Source organism: Corynebacterium sp. HMSC072A02 (genome assembly GCF_001810085.1).
Taxonomy (GTDB): domain Bacteria; phylum Actinomycetota; class Actinomycetes; order Mycobacteriales; family Mycobacteriaceae; genus Corynebacterium; species Corynebacterium hesseae.
On the sequence record NZ_KV799831.1, the window covers coordinates 1 to 17582 of the forward strand.

Sequence of the window (17582 nt, forward strand, 5' to 3'; positions counted from 1 at the left end):
ACCACCAACAACGCCTGAGTAAGACACCGCTACCAGGTACTCACTCAGGCGCTACCAGATACTCACCACGCCGCTACCATTTCGGTCTTCTTAGCATTTTATCGCGCACGAGCGCTGGGAAACAGCAGCCACGACGCACCTTGTCGCTGTGGTCGTTTTGCTCATGCCAGCATTAATCCTCGGGGAAGTGAAGTGATACTGCGCTACTAACTGCGCCGTCTTAAACGAGGTCTGTGTTTTCCTGATCCCGTCGTGTGCCAAATATAGCCACCAGCGTTAACCGTGCCGAGCAACTTGTGGTTGTGGATACCGGCTAGCACCTTGGTGACAATGCGCTCAGTGGCCACAATCTGATAAGGGCGCATAATCCGCAACACTATGGCCGAAATATTTTGCGTACCTCAACCTCTAAGTCGTGCTCACCTGAATTCTCATGAGTGACATGTAAACCTGCTCTCACACCCTTGGTAGATCACACAGAATCGTCATGGTAAAGACCCTCAATGTGAAGTGGGAAGATTGTAGACCGGCTAAGATGCCCGCACTACGCTGCGGCTTCACCAGTGGTAAGAGGCCCTCGCCCGCCTTGAAGGCGCTCTGAACCTCCAAAGCCCTTACTCCACCACCCTGCGAGTGAAGCGAAAGCCATCGTTACTTACTTTTCTCCAATCATAAGATCCACGAGAGCTCCTAGATTGTTAGCGCACCTCTTACCGTTTTCAGCAGGCCTGTTACGACGGCATCCCAGTACCCATCTTCGGTTTCTACGATTCAGGATTTGTGGTCCCACTATGTCGTTTCGCAAGTTCATTAGCTAGATCAGCAGTGATTTTTACTGCTTCCGGGGGATCGGTGACCCAGATGTGGTCCCCAAACTGAAGCAATTGCCTTACCCCCTGAATATCCGCATATCCCACCACGATACGGACAAAGTTTTCGTCCACGGGTTCATAATGGATAAGCCGTGATCCCAAAATACGAGATGCCATATCAAGCCGAGTCGCTCGAAGAAGTGCGGTGATTCGAACTGGCATGTCTTCTTCTAATTGCTCAACGAGCTGCGCCCACACCCTTGCCAAACTTTGCCCTGGACGAAGCTGAGCAGCTTGACCTAAAACGCGAAAGGTTTCTAAACGCGAGACTGCCAACATCCTTGGTTCCCCATCGATATCAACGACCAAGTACCAACTTCTACCCTTGTGTACAAGCCCATAAGGATCAGCCACAGCACGTTGTTGCTTCTTGTCCCCGCTTCGGCGATAGGACACCTCAATTCGAGCTTCTTTCCGTACAGCCTCTAGCAACTCTTCTAAGTCGTTTTGGGTTTCATTGCTAAACCAGCCACTGGAATCAAGTAGGACCTTTTCTTCCAAATTATGAGTATCGGACGCTTTAGAGAATGAGACTGCGTTCATTTTCTTCTGCAGCAGGGCGATGTCTTGGCCAAACCCCAAGTGTGCGAGTGAATCTGCCCCGACGCCAAGAATCCTCATCAGCTGAATCTCAGTCGGATCCAATCGAGAAGCGTTCAATCGAGCGCGCCTATCGAGCACAATCCCACCATGCATACCTTGCTCCGTATAAACAGGTATTCCTGCGGCCGAGAGTGCATCAACGTCACGCAGTATTGTGCGCTGGGAAACCTCAAAATGCGAAGCCAGCTCGGCAGCCGTAGCACGGCCTCGGGTTTGCAATAGCAAGAGCATAGACAACAGGCGCGCCGATCTCATGCCGTAATTATCGCTGGAACCACAATATTTTCCGGAATATGACACTCCTTGTCAGGTTTGTTTGCTCGAATGCACTGCGTCCACGTAAACAACACCACTCACCGAAAGGAGAATGGCAATGCCAACCCCCAATCTTTTCCTAGCCTATGTCTCCGATACAGAGATCTCGACTGCCTTCTACAGCGACTTATTCGATATGCAGCCATCGTTCATCAGTCCTCGATATGTAGCATTCGAAATTTCAAAGGATGTCCTGTTTGCTGTGTGGACCGGCCATAACACCCACATGGAGAAACAAACACCGCGAACGAGCGAAATAGGTTTGATGCTGGATGGACCGGCAAGCCGCATCGATGAGACATACCGTCTATGGAAATCAAAAGGAGTCCAAATTGTGCAGCCACCCTACGATGATGTCTTCGGCCGCACCTTCGTTGTTGCCGACCCTGATGGAAACCTTATCCGCGTCAGCCCAGTCGATTAACTCCTAGATCAGGATTCAACGACTAGGAAATCCTCCAACGCCCCGGGAACCACCTCAGTTGGAGGATTCCAAGTGCCCCTAAGTAGGATCTCAAGTCAAGGATGGTTTAGGCACACCAGCTTTCCCGTACAACGAACCCCTAAAACTGCTTGGCCTATGGGCGCAGCAGAGATCCACCGAAAGTAATGGCCCGGCCCCAAATCGAACTACGAGATCGAGATCATGCAATAAAACTATTATCCTCTCGACCCTGCCAACCAAACCTAAGCAAACATCAAGCCTCGGACTGACTGCCTACACAATAAACCGAAACTCAAAAGAAGGGTGTCAGATCAAGATGACTTGTTGACACCATCGAAAACAAAATTCGAAAGACGTGTCGACCGGCGCGGGCGGGATTTAGGATGTAAATCCCCACACTTGCAATCCTCGACCGCCAAAGTTCAGAAAAAGAAAGAAACCGGAGGTCACGAACCCTTTCGAGTTTGTTACCTCCGGTGTCGCAGTTTGTTCAACTGCTCAGCGTGCCCGGGGCGGGACTTGAACCCGCACGTCCTATAAGGACACTGGCACCTGAAGCCAGCGCGTCTGCCAATTCCGCCACCCGGGCAGGGTATTGATGTCTTGGCGACTAGCTAACTTTAGCACGCAGCCCCAGCGAATCTACAAATCCGCTGGCAAACCTGAACTTTCCAGGGAACTTTGCCGCGCGCGTCTACGTTAAGTCAAGGAAAGCACCCTATACTGATCGCTGCTATATCTCTCCCTGAAAACATCCCGAAAGGAGGACGGCCCTTCCAATGGCATTGCTAGATAAGCTCGCCAAGCTGGATTCTTCCCTGCAACGCGGACTGGACAACGGCATGGCCTTTGTCTTCGGCGGCAAGGTCGTCCCCGCTGAGATTGAGGAGCTTCTCAAGCAGGAGGCGCAGGACAATTTGTCCCGCGGTGATGATGGCAAGCTGTATAGCCCCAACGTCATGACCGTCGGCGTATCCTCCAAAGATATCGAGAACCTCTCCCAAGACCGGGGTGTTCCCAAGGATCTAGCTGATCAGCTCACCCGCTTCATCCGTAACAGTGGCTGGTCCCTCGCCGGGCCGGTCATCGTACGCATCGCGGAGGAGTCGGGACTGCGGACTGGGCAGTTGCGCGTGTCCTCCTTTTTGGATCACGAGCCCACCGAAGAAACCGGATTTGATGCGATTTTCCACCACGACCATGGTCAGGAGGACTCTATGACCCAGCCGCACAACGCCGATGAGGCCGCAACCACCGCCTTTATGGCGCCCACCCCGAACCAGCCGGCGCCGCAGGGCCCAGCGGTAACACTCATGCTGCAGGACGGCTCCTCCCGCGTCTACCACGTGCAGGAGGGCTCCAACATCCTGGGCCGCAGCAATGACGCGGACCTGCGCCTGCCCGATACCGGTGTATCCCGCCAGCACGCGGAGATCACCTGGAACGGCCAGGACGCCGTGCTGGTGGACCTGCAATCCACGAACGGCACCACCGTGAACGACACCCCGATTGAGAACTGGCTGCTTGCCGACGGCGACGTGATCACCCTCGGCCACTCCCACATCGAGGTGCGCATCACCGGCCTTGAGAACCAAGGCTACTAAGCCGCCTCAGCAACTTTTCCAGATTTTTTAGCGTAAGGACTTTCCATGGATTCGATCGTGCTGCTCTCGCTGCGCATCGGCCTGCTGGTGTTGCTGTGGCTGTTCATCTTGGCCGCACTCAACGCCATGCGTCGCGATGCCAATAAGGCCGCCGGCGTCTACCAGGCATCGGCCCCGGTGAAGGGGGCCCAGAGGCGTCGCGAAGCGCCGCGTGAGATCACCATCGTGGACGGGCCGCTGCGCGGTTCCCACATGGAGCTAGGCACTCTTGAGGACTGTACGATGGGCCGCGCACAGGACTGTGACTTTGTCACTGGTGATGATTTCTCCTCCGGTCACCACGCCCGTTTGTTCCGCCGGGGCAGCGAGTGGTTCGTGGAGGACCTCGAATCCCGCAACGGCACCTTCGTTGGTGGCGTCCGCATTGACCAGCCAGAACGAGTCGGAGTCGGCTCCGATATCAAACTTGGCCGAACGACCGTGAGGTTGATGGCATGACTTTAAGCCTGACTTTTACTGCAGTGACGGACCGCGGACTGGTCCGCGAAAACAACGAGGACTCCGCCCACGCGGGCCCGCACCTGCTGATGTTGGCCGACGGCATGGGAGGCCACGCAGCCGGCGAGGTTGCTTCCACCACCATGGTGGAGCACATGGCCTCCCTCGAGCGCGATCCAGGCGATAATGACATGCTGGCGCTCCTTGGGGCCGCAGCAGAGGACGCCAATGCGGCGATCCGCGAGCACGTGGACGAGCACCCGGAGACCGAGGGCATGGGCACCACGCTAACCGCCCTGCTCTTTAACGGATCCGAATTCGGCGTGTGCCACGTGGGTGATTCCCGCGGCTACCGGCTACGCGAGGGCAAGCTGACCCAGATCACCAAGGATGACACCTACGTGCAGTCCCTCGTCGATGAGGGCAAGCTCGATCCGGCAGATGTCTCCTCCCACCCGCAGAAGTCACTGATCCTCAAGGCCTATACCGGCCGGCCCGTGGAGCCGACGCTCTTTACGCTCGATGCTGAACCGGGCGACCGCCTCCTGCTGTGTTCGGACGGCCTGTCGGATCCGGTGACGGCCTCTACCATCGAGCAAGCTCTGAAGCAGGGCACGGTCGAAGAGGCCGCCACCACCCTGCGGGATCTAGCGCTGCGCTCCGGCGGCCCGGACAACGTCACCATCGTGGTGGCGGAGGTCGTGGACGGTGAGGGCGATGACGTAGCCCCAATCACCGTCGGTGCCGTCCAAGGCGTCGTCCCGGAACCAACGCACCCCGATTCTTCCGCGAGCCGCGCCGCGAAGCTAATCTCGCCCCCAAAAGCGCAGGCCGCTGAGGAGAAGCCCCAGGACGAACCACAGCGGCGGCCACAGCGAAGCCGGATTGGGTGGAAGGTCATTGCGTGCCTTGCCATCATCATCGTGCTGGTCATCAGCGGCGGCCTCTGGATGAAAAGTTACCTGGGCAGCAACTACTACGTGACCGCCGATGAAGAAGGCGTCCTCACCATCCAAGAAGGCGCGGACTATGAGATCTTCGGCCGCCCGCTACACCACACGTATCAGAATGCGTGCCTAAACAAGGACAATGCGCTCAAGCTGGGGCACGGCGCCTGCGACGGTGATTTCGCACCGTTCGCGCTGAAGGATTTGCCCGAATCCGAACGCGCTGCCGTGGGCAACCTGCCCTCCGGCTCCTATGACGAGGTGCAAACACAGCTTTCGCAGCTCTCGGACAAGGCGCTCAAGCCCTGCCCGAAGGCGTCGAAGGACGAGAAAAACAAAGATGCCAAGAGCGAATCCAAAGGAAACTGCCGGGAGGTGAAGTAGATGAGTAAGTTCTTTTCCCGCGGCACCGAGTTCGGCCTGCTCGTGCTCGCCACCGTGGTCTTCGCCATCACCCTGGTCAGCCTCGAGTTGTCGCAGGGCAACGTGCTGACCCTCGATGTCCTCTACCTCATCGGTGGATTCATCGGCGTCTTCGCCGTCGCTCACTTGGTGCTCTGCTTCCTCGCGCCCTACGCGGATCAGCTCATGCTTCCCATCGTCGCGGTGCTCAACGGCACCGGGCTCATTCTGTTGAAGCGCCTCGACCTGGCGAATGGCGGCGGGCTGGCGGTGCGACAGGTGATGTGGACCATCGTCGGCCTCATCCTCTTCGCGCTGGTGCTCATTCTCCTACGCGATCACCGCTCACTGACCAGGTACTCCTATATCTTGGGCGCGCTCGGCCTGATCCTTCTCGCCTTGCCCCTCGTGTGGCCGCAACCGCCGGGCGTGGACGCTCGCATCTGGCTGTGGCTGGGGCCATTTTCTATCCAGCCGGGCGAGTTCTCCAAGATCTTGCTGATCCTGTTCTTCGCCATGCTGCTTACCCAGAAGCGCTCGCTGTTCACGGTGGCCGGCTACAAGTTCCTCGGCATTTCTCTGCCACGCCTGCGAGATCTGGCTCCCATCCTGGTGATCTGGGGCATCGCGATTATCATCATGGGCATTTCCAATGACTTCGGTCCCGCCCTGCTGCTGTTTAGCACCGTGCTCGGCATGCTCTTTATGGCTACCAACCGCGTGAGCTGGTTGCTCATCGGCGTCATCCTCGTGGGGGTCGGTGGCTTCAGCATCTACCAGGTTTCGGACAAGATCCAGCAGCGCTTCTCCAACTTCTTGGATCCGTTGGGCAATTATGACTCCACCGGCTACCAGCTTTCCCAAGCTCTGTTCGGTATGTCCTCCGGCGGCATTACCGGATCCGGCTTGGGCCAGGGCCACCCGGACATGGTTCCGGTAGCGCACTCGGACTTCATCCTGGCCGGGATTGGTGAGGAATTCGGCCTCATCGGCCTCGCCGCCGTGCTCATTCTCTTTGCCATGCTGGTCTCGCGCGGATTCCGTACCGCGCTGACCTGCCGCGATACCTATGGCAAACTGGTCGCCTCTGGCCTCGCGCTCACCTTGGCCGTGCAAGTCTTCGTCGTCACCGGCGGCATCTCCGCGCTGCTGCCCATGACTGGTCTGACCACGCCTTTCATGTCCGCGGGTGGTTCTTCGCTCATGGCCAATTACATGCTGCTGGCCATCCTTCTGAGAATCTCCAATGCGGCGCGCCGCCCGGCGCGCGAGCAGACCTCGAACGCGCCCACTGACACGTCCCTATTCCCAGCCGTCCAGGAGGCAAGCCGATGAACAGATCGATCCGCCTCGTTTCCCTCTTTGCCCTCATCCTTACCGCCGTGCTCCTGGTGAACCTCACCGTGATCCAGGCGTTCTCCGACGACAAATACGCCCATAACCCCAAGAACGTTCGCGGTTTCTTGGAGATGCGCACGACCCCGCGCGGCCAGATTTTCGCTGGCGACACGGTTTTAGCGCAGTCCACTGCCGACGCCGAGGGAAACTACTCCCGCTCCTACCCTGCCGATTCCCCCGCCTTCGCCAACATCACCGGCTACCTTTCGGAGCGCTTCGGCGCCTCCCAGCTGGAGGCATCCCAGAATGACATCCTCAACGGCAAGGATGATTCGCTGCTGGCGCGCAATTGGCTCGACACGCTCTCCGGAAAACCCCAGATGGGAGCGAACGTCGAGGTCACCATCGATCCCGCACTGCAGCAAGCCGCCTACGACCAGCTAGCCGGGCCCGGCTATAACGGCGCAGCCGTGGCCATCCAGCCCTCGACGGGCAAGATTCTGGCCATGGCCTCCACCCCTAGTTTCAACGTCTCCGACCTGCTCGGTGACAACGCCAGCGAACGGTGGGAACAGTTGCAGAATCAAGAAGGCACGCCGCTGGTTAACCACGCTGCGCAGGACACCCTGCCCCCGGGCTCGATTTTTAAGATCATCACCACCGCCGCCGGCCTCAATAACGGTTTCAACCCGAACTCCACGTTGACCGGCGCCGCCTCCATCACGCTGCCCGATTCCGTCACGGAGCTGACCAACGACGGCAACCGAGCCTGCGGCGGCGCAGAGAGCGTCACCCTACATACGGCCTTCGCGCTGTCCTGCAACACGGCTTTTGCGCAGATGTCAGAGAGCATCGGCGCCGATGAGTTGCGCAAGTATGCGGAGGGCTTCGGCGTGGGTGAGAAGTACTCGCTCGGTGTGGAGACTTCCGCTGGTGCGCTGGGCGAGCTTGGCGACGGCGCCCAAGTCGCCCAATCCTCCATCGGCCAGCGCGACGTGACCATGTCCGCCCTGCAGGCGGCTATCATGGCCGGGACCATCGCTAACCAGGGCAAGCGCATGGAGCCTTACCTGATCAACCGCATCACCGATGCCCAGATGAATGAGCTGCGCTCCACCCAGCCACGCCAGGCTGCCGAAGCCGTCAGCGAAGAGACGGCCAACACCATCAAGGACCTCATGTTTGCCTCCGAGCACAGCACCTATGGCTATGACGGGAACGGTTTCGCCTCGAAAACCGGTACCGCCGAGCACGGCGAGGGCCTTGCCCCGCACGCGTGGTACGTGGCTTTCGATCCGGACAAGGACATCGCGGTAGGCGTCGTGGTCAAGGACGGCGGGCACCTAGGCCAGAATGCCTACGGCGGCCAAGTCTCCGCGCCCATCGGCCGCGCCATCCTGCGCGCATACGGAGGTGAGCAGTAGTGAACAGCGCTGATAATAAGGAACACCTACAAGCACTCATCGGCGAGGACTACCAGCTGCAGTGGATAGTCGGCCACGGCGGCATGTCCACGGTGTGGCTGGCGGACGACGTCCGCAATGACCGCGAGGTCGCCCTCAAGGTCCTGCGCCCAGAGTTCTCCGATAACAACGAGTTCCTCTCGCGCTTCCGCAACGAGGCCAAGGCCGCAGAATCCATCGATTCCGAAAACGTCGTAGCTACGTACGACTACCGGGAGCTCGAGGATAACGGCCGCATCTTCTGCTACATGGCCTTGGAGTACATTCGCGGAGAATCCCTGGCGGATCTCTTAGCCCGCGAAGGCGCACTGCCGGAAACGCTGGCCCTCGACGTCATGGAGCAGGCCTCCCACGGCCTCTCCGTGATCCACCACATGGGCCTCGTGCACCGCGATATCAAGCCCGGCAACCTCATGATTACCCAAAATGGGCAAGTCAAGATCACCGATTTTGGTATCGCCAAGGCCGCCGCCGCGGTGCCGCTGACCCGCACGGGAATGGTCGTCGGCACCGCCCAATACGTCTCCCCCGAGCAAGCCCAGGGATATGAAGTCGGCCCGACCTCTGACGTCTATTCGCTCGGCGTCGTGGGCTATGAAATGCTGGCTGGTAAGCGCCCCTTCAGCGGCGATTCCTCGGTATCGGTGGCGCTGGCGCACATCAGTCAGGCGCCGGAGCCCTTGTCGACGTCGATTAGCGCGCCCACCCGTGAACTGATCGGCATGGCCCTGCGCAAGGACCCGGGCACCCGCTTCGCCGACGGCAACGAGTTCACCAACGCGATTGCTGCCGTGCGCCAAGGCCAGCGCCCGCCTCAGCCGAAGTCCGCGGCGCTCGCGCCTATCGCAGCCGAACCCTCGCCTTCCGCCTCCACGGAGATGCTGGCCAACATGGCGCACCCCACCACGGTGCGTCCGGCCGTTTCCACACCGCAGTCTGAAGAGCGCCCTGCCAAGCAGGGGGGCTTCGGCACTGGGCTGCTCATCGCCGTGGCCATCGCCGCCCTCGTGGCTATTGGCTTCATGGCCTATAGGCTGTGGGGTAACACCTCTCCAACTCCGCCGCCTCCGCCCACCGAGGTCATCGTGACCGAAACGGTAGAGCCAGAGACGACGGTGGAAGAGGAACCGGAAAGCCCCGAGACCGTCGAGATCACCACCGTGGAAGAGGAACCTACTCAAGTCACCGTCACAACGACGCACTCTGTCATCCCTTCCCCTTCCGTGACCACACACCACACGACCCATGAGGAACTGCCCACCCTCCCCGTGGAGGAGACGCAGCCACAGGTCAATGACAGCCCAACGCTCGAGCCCGAACTAGACTCACAGAACAACCCCACCGAAGAATCCGCACTACAGGGAGGCCAGTAACCCACCATGGTCAGTGATCGGTACCACCTCCGCCAGTCCATCGGCACCGGCGGTATGTCCGAGGTCTACGAGGCCGAGGACACCGTCTTGGGGCGCACCGTTGCCATCAAGATGCTGCGCCCCGACATGGCGCGCGATGTTAATTTCCGTGAGCGCTTCCGCCGCGAGGCCCAGAACTCCGGCAAGCTCAACCACCCGAACATCGTCGCTGTCTTCGACACGGGTGAAAAAGACATCGACGGCCTGATGGTGCCCTACATCGTCATGGAATACGTGCAGGGGCGCACCCTGCGCGACATTGTCCGTGAGGATGGCCCCATGCCGGTGGAAGAAGCCGCGCGCGTGCTGAAGCCGGTAGCGGATGCCCTTCAGTCTTCCCACGAGGCAGGCATCATCCACCGCGACATCAAGCCGGCCAACATCATGCTCACCAACACCGGCCAGGTGAAGGTCATGGACTTCGGCATCGCCCGCGCGCTGGATGATTCCACGTCCGCGATGACGCAGACCTCCGCCGTCATCGGCACCGCGCAGTATCTTTCCCCGGAACAAGCGCGGGGCAAGCCTGCCGACGCCCGCTCCGACGTCTACGCCCTGGGCTGCGTCATGTATGAAACGGTCACCGGGCGCACTCCCTTTGAAGGTGAGACACCGTTTGCGGTGGCCTATCAGCACGTGCAAGAGGAACCAACACCGCCGTCGGACTTCATCACTGCGGACCTCACGGAACGGCAGCGACTCGGCGTTGACGCCGTTGTGCTCACGGCGATGGCCAAGCACCCAGCGGACCGCTACCAGTCCGCGTGGGAGATGGGCGATGACCTCGAACGCTTATCCCAGGGCCAGCTGCCCGAAGCGGCGCGCTCTCACGTCAACGACGAGGATCACCCCACCACGATGGTGGCACCCGTGTCCGCGCAACACCGCGCGCCGGTGGCCTCCACCCGCCCCTCCGACGATGAGGAATCTGGATCCGGTCTCAAGTGGCTGGCGGCGTTGCTCGCCGCCTCCCTCGTGGCCATCATTGGCTATTTTGCCTGGGATTTCTGGGACAGCTCCCGCCAGGAGGCCCGCGAGCGCGAACAGGCGCAGCACGAGGCGGCCAAACGCTCTGGCATGGTCACGATCCCGAAGGTGGCCAACCGCCCACGCAATGAAGTGGTGGCGGAGCTGGAGAAGCTTGGCTTGTTGGTAACCGTCAACGAAGAGCCCAGCCCCGATGTGCCGCGTGGCAAGGTTATCCGGGTCAACCCGGCGGAAGGTTCGGAGCTGCAGAAGAATTCGTCAGTCACGTTGACTGTGTCTTCCGGCAAGGAAGTCACCGAGGTCCCAGACCTCACCGGCATGAAGCTGGATGAAGCCACCACTGCGCTGGAGGAAGCCGGCCTGGAGCTGAATAGCGACGTGGAGCAGGTGAATGATGAAGCCCCCGCGGGCGAGATCATTTCCCAGAACCCAGCGGGCGGCGCGCAGCTGTCCAAGGGTTCGAAGGTCCGCATAACGGTGTCCAAGGGCCAGAAGGAAGTCAGCGTTCCGGACGTCAGCGGCATGGACCGCGATCGCGCGGTTGAGATGCTGTCCTCCATGGACTTTGATGTCACCGTGAATTCGGTGGATTCTGAGCTGCCGGAAAACCAGGTGCTCAAGGTCGTCGAGAAGGGCCAAAAGCTTCCGAAGGGCAGCCCTGTTACGCTGGAGGTCTCTAACGCGATGCTCATCCAGGCACCGGAGCTTGTGCACTCCACGCAGCAGGAAGCTGAATCCGCGCTGCGCGCCAAGGGCTGGTCCGGCTCCTTGGAGGTAGGCGAGCGCATCCCGACGTCGAACCCGATCGACAGCAACAAGATTGGGTGGGCGTCGGCAAGCCGCGGCGATGTCATCCGCAAGGATCAGACCATCCAGGTCCGTTTCTGGGAGTTTGACCCGGCAGCGTTGCTGCCGCAGTAGCTCTCAGTACCGCAGCTGCTAAGGTATCCCACAGATTAACCACCCCTATTCTTCGTGAAGGTGTAATAATGCCAAAGTCCAAGATCACGACGGAGGGCTCCGCACTCCCGCAGTCCTCCAGCTCTGCTACTAACCGCACCCCGGTCAAGATCAACTCTGAGGGCACCCCGAAGTGGTACATCGCCATCATGCTGGGCCTCATGCTCATCGGCCTGCTCTGGCTCGTGGTGAACTACCTGGCGGGCGAGTCCATTCCGTTCATGCAGGCACTGGGGCCGTGGAACTACGGCATCGGCTTCGGCTTGGCCATCATCGGTCTCCTGATGACGATGGGTTGGCGTTAGCTTTCAGCGCCGCCGATGAACTCCTCGAAGTTCTATAGCATCGCCGGCGTCGGCTGCATCATTTTGGTGATGCTCACCGTCACGGTGGATAAAAACTTCCTCACCCCCGGCGCACTCGTCCTCGCTGGCCTCGGCGTCACCCTGACGCCGCTGGCCGTCCGCTACCCACGCGTGGCGGCCTGCGGGTACGGTGCGCTTTTTGCGCTGGCGATGTGGTTTTCCGATTGGCGGTCATTCCTGCTCCTGGCGTGGAGCCCCGTCATCGTCGGCATCGTGGCGTTTCGCACGCGCTGGCTGTGGGCGGTTCCCCCAGCGGTGGCGTACACCTACATCGTCACGACGGATCCTTCGATAAACTATCTGCCTGTTTTCGATCCGTTAAGCCTGTCGATACCGCTCGTCTTGTATGCGGTGGCCATCGTCATTGGGGCCGTACTGCGCAGGACCTGGGACCAGCGTCTTGCCGCTGAGCAACGCGCCGCAGAAGAGCGCGAGGCGCTTATGACAGCCCTCCATGATTCGGTAGCCGCGACCTTAACCTCCGTGGTTATGCGTTCTGAGACCCTAGCGCTGACCCAAACGGATCCCTCAGCGGCCGACTCCGCAGAGGCAATTGCTGACGACGCCCGCCGCGCCATGGGCGAGGTGCGCGATCTATTGCGCGTGATGAAGAACGAAAGCGTGACGAAGGGGGTCAAGTCCTTGGAGGAAGACCTCGACACTATGGTCAGCTTCCTGAGCAGTCATGGTTTTCAGTGCGAACCGCAGATAACAGTGGGCAAGAATGGCCAGCTTGCACTGCCGGAAAAGCTATCGCTCGTGTTCTCTGAGCTCGCCATCAACATCCTCAAGTACGCTCGCCCTGAATCCCGTGTAAGCATCGAGGCAACAAGCACCTCCAAGACCATCGACGTGGTGATCACTTCCGTGATTGCGGCTCAGCAATCACGCCAATACATGACGACGAATCTGGGCTTGGGTGAAATCGCCCGCCGCGTTCGTCGAATGCACGGCAGCTTCGGCAGCGGCAAAGAAGGCGAGCACTGGGTCACACGCCTTTCTCTTCCCACCGCCAGCCTCAGAAAAATATAGTAAGCTTTCCCGGTAGTCCGCCGTTTCTTAAATTTAAAAAGGTTTGACATGCGTACTTCCCTCGCCGTTGCCGCCGCAGCACTCGCGCTGTTTTCCGCACCAATCGCCAGCGCCGCTGAGGCTCCTGCTGACACCACCGTTGACACCGCTACTGAGAACACTGAGTCCACCGGATTCACCTTCTACAAGTCTTTCGCGGGCGAATTCGCTGACCACTTCCGTTGCTCCAACAGCCCCCAGCTCTGGTGGTGCGGCTAAACTGTTCCCATGAGCATTCGGGTTTTCCTCGTTGATGATGATGAGCTCGTTCGCTCGACGCTCCGCGTCTACTTCCAGACCACCGAGGACATCACGGTGGTCGGTGAGGCAACTAACGGCGCCGATTGCTTAGCCCAGCTTGAAGAAGCCAAGCCGGACCTCGTCCTCGCCGATATTCACATGCCGCACATGGACGGCATTACGCTGCTCAAGCACCTTAACTCCGCGCCAAATCCACCGACGTTTTTGGCCGTCACCGCCTTCGACTCGGATGACACGATGCTGAAGATCCTGCGGGCGGGCGGCGCGGGCTATATCTTGAAGAACCAGCGCCCGCGCTCCATCATCGAAGCGGTCCGCGCCGCCGTGGAGGGCGGCACCGTCGTGGCACCCGCCGCCATGCACCGTTTGGTGGACTACATTGGGGAACCCGCCACCCCACGCGATCCCGTCGCCGCCGCCATTGAGAGCCACGAGCTTCACGACGCCGAAATTGCCGTCCTCAAACTCCTCCTCGCCGGCAACTCCAATTCTGAGATCGCTGCCGCCACCCACTATTCCGAATCCGCCGTGAAGAAGCATGTCTCACGCCTCATCACCATCTTCGGCGCCAGCACGCGCCTGAACCTGGTGGCCAAGATTCTGGGCGGCGCTGGCTCTTAGGCCCGACTCAACTCTGCTCGATTAACGGGCTTCTCCCCCAAATGGCGGAGGCAAAAGATTGCCTGCTTAGGCGATGTTTCTCATGCCCCTGATCAATATCGTCAGAGGTATGAACACCGTATTCACTGCTCGAGACATCACCGTCTCCTTCGCCGGACATGAGGTTGTCCACGGCGCGAACCTCACGGCATCGCCCGGACGGATCATCGCTTTGCTTGGTCCAAACGGCGCCGGCAAATCCACCACGCTCCGGGCTGCCCTCGGCTTGGTGAAAGCCACCGGAACGAAGCACATCAATGGCACCATCGGGCTGCTCCTCGACGATGGCGGCCTCGTTACCAGTCTCACTGGGCGTCAGCATCTTCAAGCAATGGCGAGGCTATATGGCGTCGATAAGTATCGAGTGCAAGAGGTTTTAGAGCTTGTCGATATGTCGCACCGCTGCGACCGGCAGCTCAAAACTTACTCGTTAGGCATGAAACGGCGTATAGCGCTAGCGGGAGCTCTGTTACAAGATCCCGACATCATCATCTTGGACGAGCCGTCCTCTGGTCTTGATCCTGACGGCATTCGTTGGCTGGGCGAAGTCTTGTGTGCGGAAGCTTCCCGTGGGAAGGCAATTATCATGGCAACCCATCATCTGGCTGAAGCGGCCGCAGTCGCCCACGACGTAGTCATCATTTCTCGTGGTCACACCACATTCACAGGCGTTCTCAGTGAAATCCCTGACCTTGAAGCCGCCTACTTCGCCCACGCTACGAAAGGCTAGACATGAAATCCGAGCTTTATACCCTTCGTCACCTCCCGAACGTGCTGATCGTCGCGATACTCGCAGTTATGATGGCGGGCATCAGCGCTGTCCTGCAGTGGGCACTTCCGTTCCTTTTGAAAATTGACCCGCCACAAGTCGGTGACAGTCCAACAGGCCAACAGGTGCAGGCGCTTATCGACGGCTCCGACCCCACGACGTCCAGTTTCCAATTGGCCGCCCTCGATATCACAGGTTCTGGCCAGTCCACAGGCATTTCAATCTTCCTCATCGCCATTGTTGCACTCACAATCACTGCAGCTAGCTACCCATTTTCCAGCGGTGCAGTGGTGTGGAAGGTGGTTGGCGCTGGTTCGCGTATGAAATGGGCGAGTTCTTTGATCGTGGCGGTGCTGAATACCGTCCTCCTAGTATGCGTGGCAGCGTGTGTTCTTAACTCACTGATCGCACTGGTTGCGGCTCCGATGAATGATGTTTCTCTGGTTGCTTCTGCTTCTAATGTCGCTGTCGTGTGGCTGCGAGGCAGCTTGGCCGTGCTACTACTGACCCTCGCGATCATCGGTGTCGTATTAGCCATACGGAGGATCGGTCCAGCCATCGGGGTTATTGTCGCAGTGTTAATGGCAGGAGTGATCTTGGGAACTATCGGCGTCATGGCCGGGTGGGAACCGTATCTTTACAGTTGGCTTCCTTCTTCTGCTGTGTCAATTGCTGGTGGACAGGGGGCAACGCAAACTATGAATCCATGGGTAGGTATTGCTGTACTTGCCGGCTGGTCGGTTGTGAGCATGGGACTTGGGCTCACCCGCTTTTACCGGGCAAATCTTTAACATGGACTTCATGAATCGCCTTTCAGCCAGAGACATCGCTCTCGCTGTCATCGTTCTATCCCTTGACCTCGTTGGGTTCCTAGTGGCTAGCTCGATGGAACCAACCCCCTTCAATACCGCATTGTCTCCAGCGCAGTTCTGGCTGATTCTTGTTGCCATCATTGCCAAAGGCATCCTCCTGCTTTGGCGCCGTAAATTTCCCTTAAGCGTCCTACTCGGGATTTCTGCTACTGAGCTTCTGTGGTCCCTCTACTGTCTCGTCACCGCAGACCACAGCCTCGGCTACAACGGTATCGCTGCCTCGGTGGCTGCGTTTTCGCTAGCGCTGCACACGAAGTCAAAAACTCGCGACTCTATTTCCCTCATTATCTCGGGTCTCATTGTCGGCACCCTCCGCGCCATTGCCATGCCACCGCTGGGAGGAATCGAGCCTCCGCTTTTTACTCTGCTCACAGCCTTGGGCTGGCTGCTCCCCCTCATAGTGTTCTTTGCTATTGGACTCGCTGTCCGCAATAACCGTGAGCTCACCGCATCCCTCGCCCGCCAAGCAGAACTCGCTGAGGAAAACGCCATTGTCGAAGAGCGCGCCCGCATTGCGCGGGAGCTTCACGACACCACCGCCCATCACCTCTCAGCCATCGCCATCCAAGCTCAAGCCGCACAGGCATGCATCGATGTCAACCCCACCGCTGCCAAAGAGCATCTCCAACACGTGACCTCGTCGACGACGAAGGCACTCCAGGATGTCCGCGCGACCGTTAGCAAGCTTTCGGTTTCCGATGCCGAAATACACCGCATCCCTCAGCCGACAAATCTGTCTGCGCTAATTTCGGAGGTTCGCGCTCTAGGGCAGGCAGTAACGTTTTCGGACACCTCCCACTTGTCGGAGGGCGAGTTGATCGCGGCTTATCGAATCACCCAAGAAGCTCTGACAAATGCCCGCAAGCATGCAACAGGCGCGCCTGTTGATGTCATGCTGAGCGATGATGAACTGCGGATAATCACCCGCGGCACTTTCACACATAGCCCCACGGGCCGTGGCACCATCAGCATCCAAGAGCGCGCCCGAGCTGTCGGTGCAACCGCTTTCAATGAACCTACCGAAGATGGTTGGCTGGTGCTCATTACCTGGAGGAAGCCATGATTCGAGTCTTGTTAGTTGATGACCAACCTCTGATCAGACAGGGATTAAAGGCAATCTTCGAGGCCACCGGTGAGATCAAAGTTGTGGCTGAGGCAGCTTCCGGGAATGAGGCGATAGCAGCTGCAAAGGCTCGCGACATTGATGTGGTGTGCCTCGATATCCGCATGCCTGACGGGGACGGGATCTATGCAACCACGGAGATTAACAAGCAAGACAATCCCCCAGCAGTCATCGTGATCACCACCTTTGACCTAGACGAATACGTCTTTGGTGCCCTCGAAGCCGGTGCCTGTGGCGTCATGCTGAAAGACTCCCCAATGATCGACCTCATCCAAGGCGTCAAACACGCGGCCTCAGGTGAAGGCATGGTCGACGCTGCGGTTACTAAAAGGGTGATTGCGGAATTTGGTCGGCGGAAAGCGCGGGCCACGGTAGATTCAGCCCTACTCACGCCGCGCGAACTCGATTGCGTACGGGCCCTGGGCAAAGGATTGACCAACATCGAAATCGGGCGCGAGCTGTATTTGGAGCCCTCTACGGTCAAGACTCATTTGTCATCTGCGATGGCCAAAGTTGGAGCTAGTTCGCGAGTACAGCTCGTGATCTGGGCCTTTCGCGCAGGAGTGGTGAGCTAACGAGGGGGCGCAGTTCCCAACACCACCTCGCAGCCGGAGC

18 protein-coding genes and 1 tRNA gene are annotated in these 17582 nt (G+C 59.1%); 16 read left to right on the top strand and 3 right to left on the bottom strand.

The window, feature by feature from the left end; translation table 11 throughout:
• Positions 1 to 206 precede the first annotated feature (206 nt).
• Positions 207 to 365, bottom strand: a complete 159-nt coding sequence (locus HMPREF2698_RS13730; RefSeq protein WP_158014593.1) for a hypothetical protein — start codon at positions 363 to 365, stop codon at positions 207 to 209.
• Between the two features lie 399 nt (positions 366 to 764).
• Positions 765 to 1775 carry a helix-turn-helix transcriptional regulator gene (locus HMPREF2698_RS03525; protein WP_198530986.1) on the bottom strand — a complete coding sequence of 337 codons (1011 nt, stop codon included), beginning with the start codon at positions 1773 to 1775 and terminating at the stop codon, positions 765 to 767.
• Between the two features lie 73 nt (positions 1776 to 1848).
• Here HMPREF2698_RS03525 and HMPREF2698_RS03530 point away from each other — a divergent pair, with 73 nt between their 5' ends.
• Entirely contained in the window at positions 1849 to 2214 is a 366-nt protein-coding gene (locus tag HMPREF2698_RS03530; RefSeq protein WP_070562134.1) for a VOC family protein, read from the top strand.
• 525 nt (positions 2215 to 2739) lie between these two features.
• Here the strand turns inward: HMPREF2698_RS03530 and HMPREF2698_RS03535 are convergent.
• Positions 2740 to 2824, bottom strand: a tRNA-Leu gene (locus HMPREF2698_RS03535).
• A 190-nt stretch (positions 2825 to 3014) separates the two neighbouring features.
• Here HMPREF2698_RS03535 and HMPREF2698_RS03540 point away from each other — a divergent pair.
• The 15 genes from HMPREF2698_RS03540 to HMPREF2698_RS03610 all read left to right on the top strand — a co-directional run bounded on the left by HMPREF2698_RS03540 (position 3015) and on the right by HMPREF2698_RS03610 (position 17542).
• Positions 3015 to 3839, top strand: coding sequence for a DUF3662 and FHA domain-containing protein (locus HMPREF2698_RS03540; RefSeq protein WP_070444456.1), 825 nt, complete (start codon positions 3015 to 3017; stop codon positions 3837 to 3839).
• A gap of 45 nt (positions 3840 to 3884) precedes the next feature.
• Entirely contained in the window at positions 3885 to 4337 is a 453-nt protein-coding gene (locus HMPREF2698_RS03545; RefSeq protein WP_070523232.1) for an FHA domain-containing protein FhaB/FipA, read from the top strand.
• On the top strand, positions 4334 to 5668 hold the full coding sequence (locus HMPREF2698_RS03550) for a PP2C family protein-serine/threonine phosphatase (protein WP_070523235.1): 1335 nt from the start codon (positions 4334 to 4336) through the stop codon (positions 5666 to 5668). The genes HMPREF2698_RS03545 and HMPREF2698_RS03550 overlap by 4 nt, the downstream gene beginning before the upstream one ends.
• A complete protein-coding gene (locus tag HMPREF2698_RS03555; RefSeq protein ID WP_070533538.1) occupies positions 5669 to 7021 on the top strand; it encodes an FtsW/RodA/SpoVE family cell cycle protein in 1353 nt (450 codons plus the stop codon).
• Complete coding sequence (locus HMPREF2698_RS03560; protein ID WP_070533540.1) at positions 7018 to 8448, top strand: penicillin-binding transpeptidase domain-containing protein; 1431 nt, start codon at positions 7018 to 7020, stop codon at positions 8446 to 8448. The genes HMPREF2698_RS03555 and HMPREF2698_RS03560 overlap by 4 nt, the downstream gene beginning before the upstream one ends.
• Complete coding sequence (locus tag HMPREF2698_RS03565) at positions 8448 to 9860, top strand: serine/threonine-protein kinase (RefSeq protein WP_070533542.1); 1413 nt, start codon at positions 8448 to 8450, stop codon at positions 9858 to 9860. The genes HMPREF2698_RS03560 and HMPREF2698_RS03565 overlap by 1 nt, the downstream gene beginning before the upstream one ends.
• 6 nt (positions 9861 to 9866) lie before the next feature.
• Complete coding sequence (gene pknB / locus HMPREF2698_RS03570) at positions 9867 to 11807, top strand: Stk1 family PASTA domain-containing Ser/Thr kinase (protein WP_070533544.1); 1941 nt, start codon at positions 9867 to 9869, stop codon at positions 11805 to 11807.
• 68 nt (positions 11808 to 11875) lie between these two features.
• Positions 11876 to 12151, top strand: coding sequence for a cell division protein CrgA (crgA, locus tag HMPREF2698_RS03575; RefSeq protein ID WP_070533546.1), 276 nt, complete (start codon positions 11876 to 11878; stop codon positions 12149 to 12151).
• 15 nt (positions 12152 to 12166) lie between these two features.
• Positions 12167 to 13243 (top strand): sensor histidine kinase, encoded by a 1077-nt coding sequence (locus HMPREF2698_RS03580; protein WP_070533547.1) that lies wholly within the window; start codon positions 12167 to 12169, stop codon positions 13241 to 13243.
• A 48-nt stretch (positions 13244 to 13291) separates the two neighbouring features.
• Entirely contained in the window at positions 13292 to 13501 is a 210-nt protein-coding gene (locus tag HMPREF2698_RS03585; RefSeq protein WP_070533549.1) for a hypothetical protein, read from the top strand.
• Between the two features lie 9 nt (positions 13502 to 13510).
• The gene (locus tag HMPREF2698_RS03590) at positions 13511 to 14164 is read left to right on the top strand and encodes a response regulator transcription factor (protein ID WP_070523264.1); all 654 of its coding nucleotides are present in this window, start codon (positions 13511 to 13513) and stop codon (positions 14162 to 14164) included.
• A 109-nt stretch (positions 14165 to 14273) separates the two neighbouring features.
• A complete protein-coding gene (locus HMPREF2698_RS03595) occupies positions 14274 to 14933 on the top strand; it encodes an ABC transporter ATP-binding protein (protein WP_070562171.1) in 660 nt (219 codons plus the stop codon).
• Positions 14934 to 14935: 2 nt separating this feature from the next.
• Positions 14936 to 15763: a hypothetical protein gene (locus HMPREF2698_RS03600; protein ID WP_070562136.1), complete on the top strand. Its 828-nt coding sequence runs from the start codon at positions 14936 to 14938 to the stop codon at positions 15761 to 15763.
• Positions 15764 to 15773: 10 nt separating this feature from the next.
• Positions 15774 to 16907, top strand: a complete 1134-nt coding sequence (locus HMPREF2698_RS03605) for a histidine kinase (RefSeq protein WP_168162978.1) — start codon at positions 15774 to 15776, stop codon at positions 16905 to 16907.
• On the top strand, positions 16904 to 17542 hold the full coding sequence (locus HMPREF2698_RS03610; RefSeq protein ID WP_070562142.1) for a response regulator: 639 nt from the start codon (positions 16904 to 16906) through the stop codon (positions 17540 to 17542). Before HMPREF2698_RS03605 ends, HMPREF2698_RS03610 begins: the two co-directional genes overlap by 4 nt.
• The last annotated feature ends 40 nt before the right edge of the window (positions 17543 to 17582 follow it).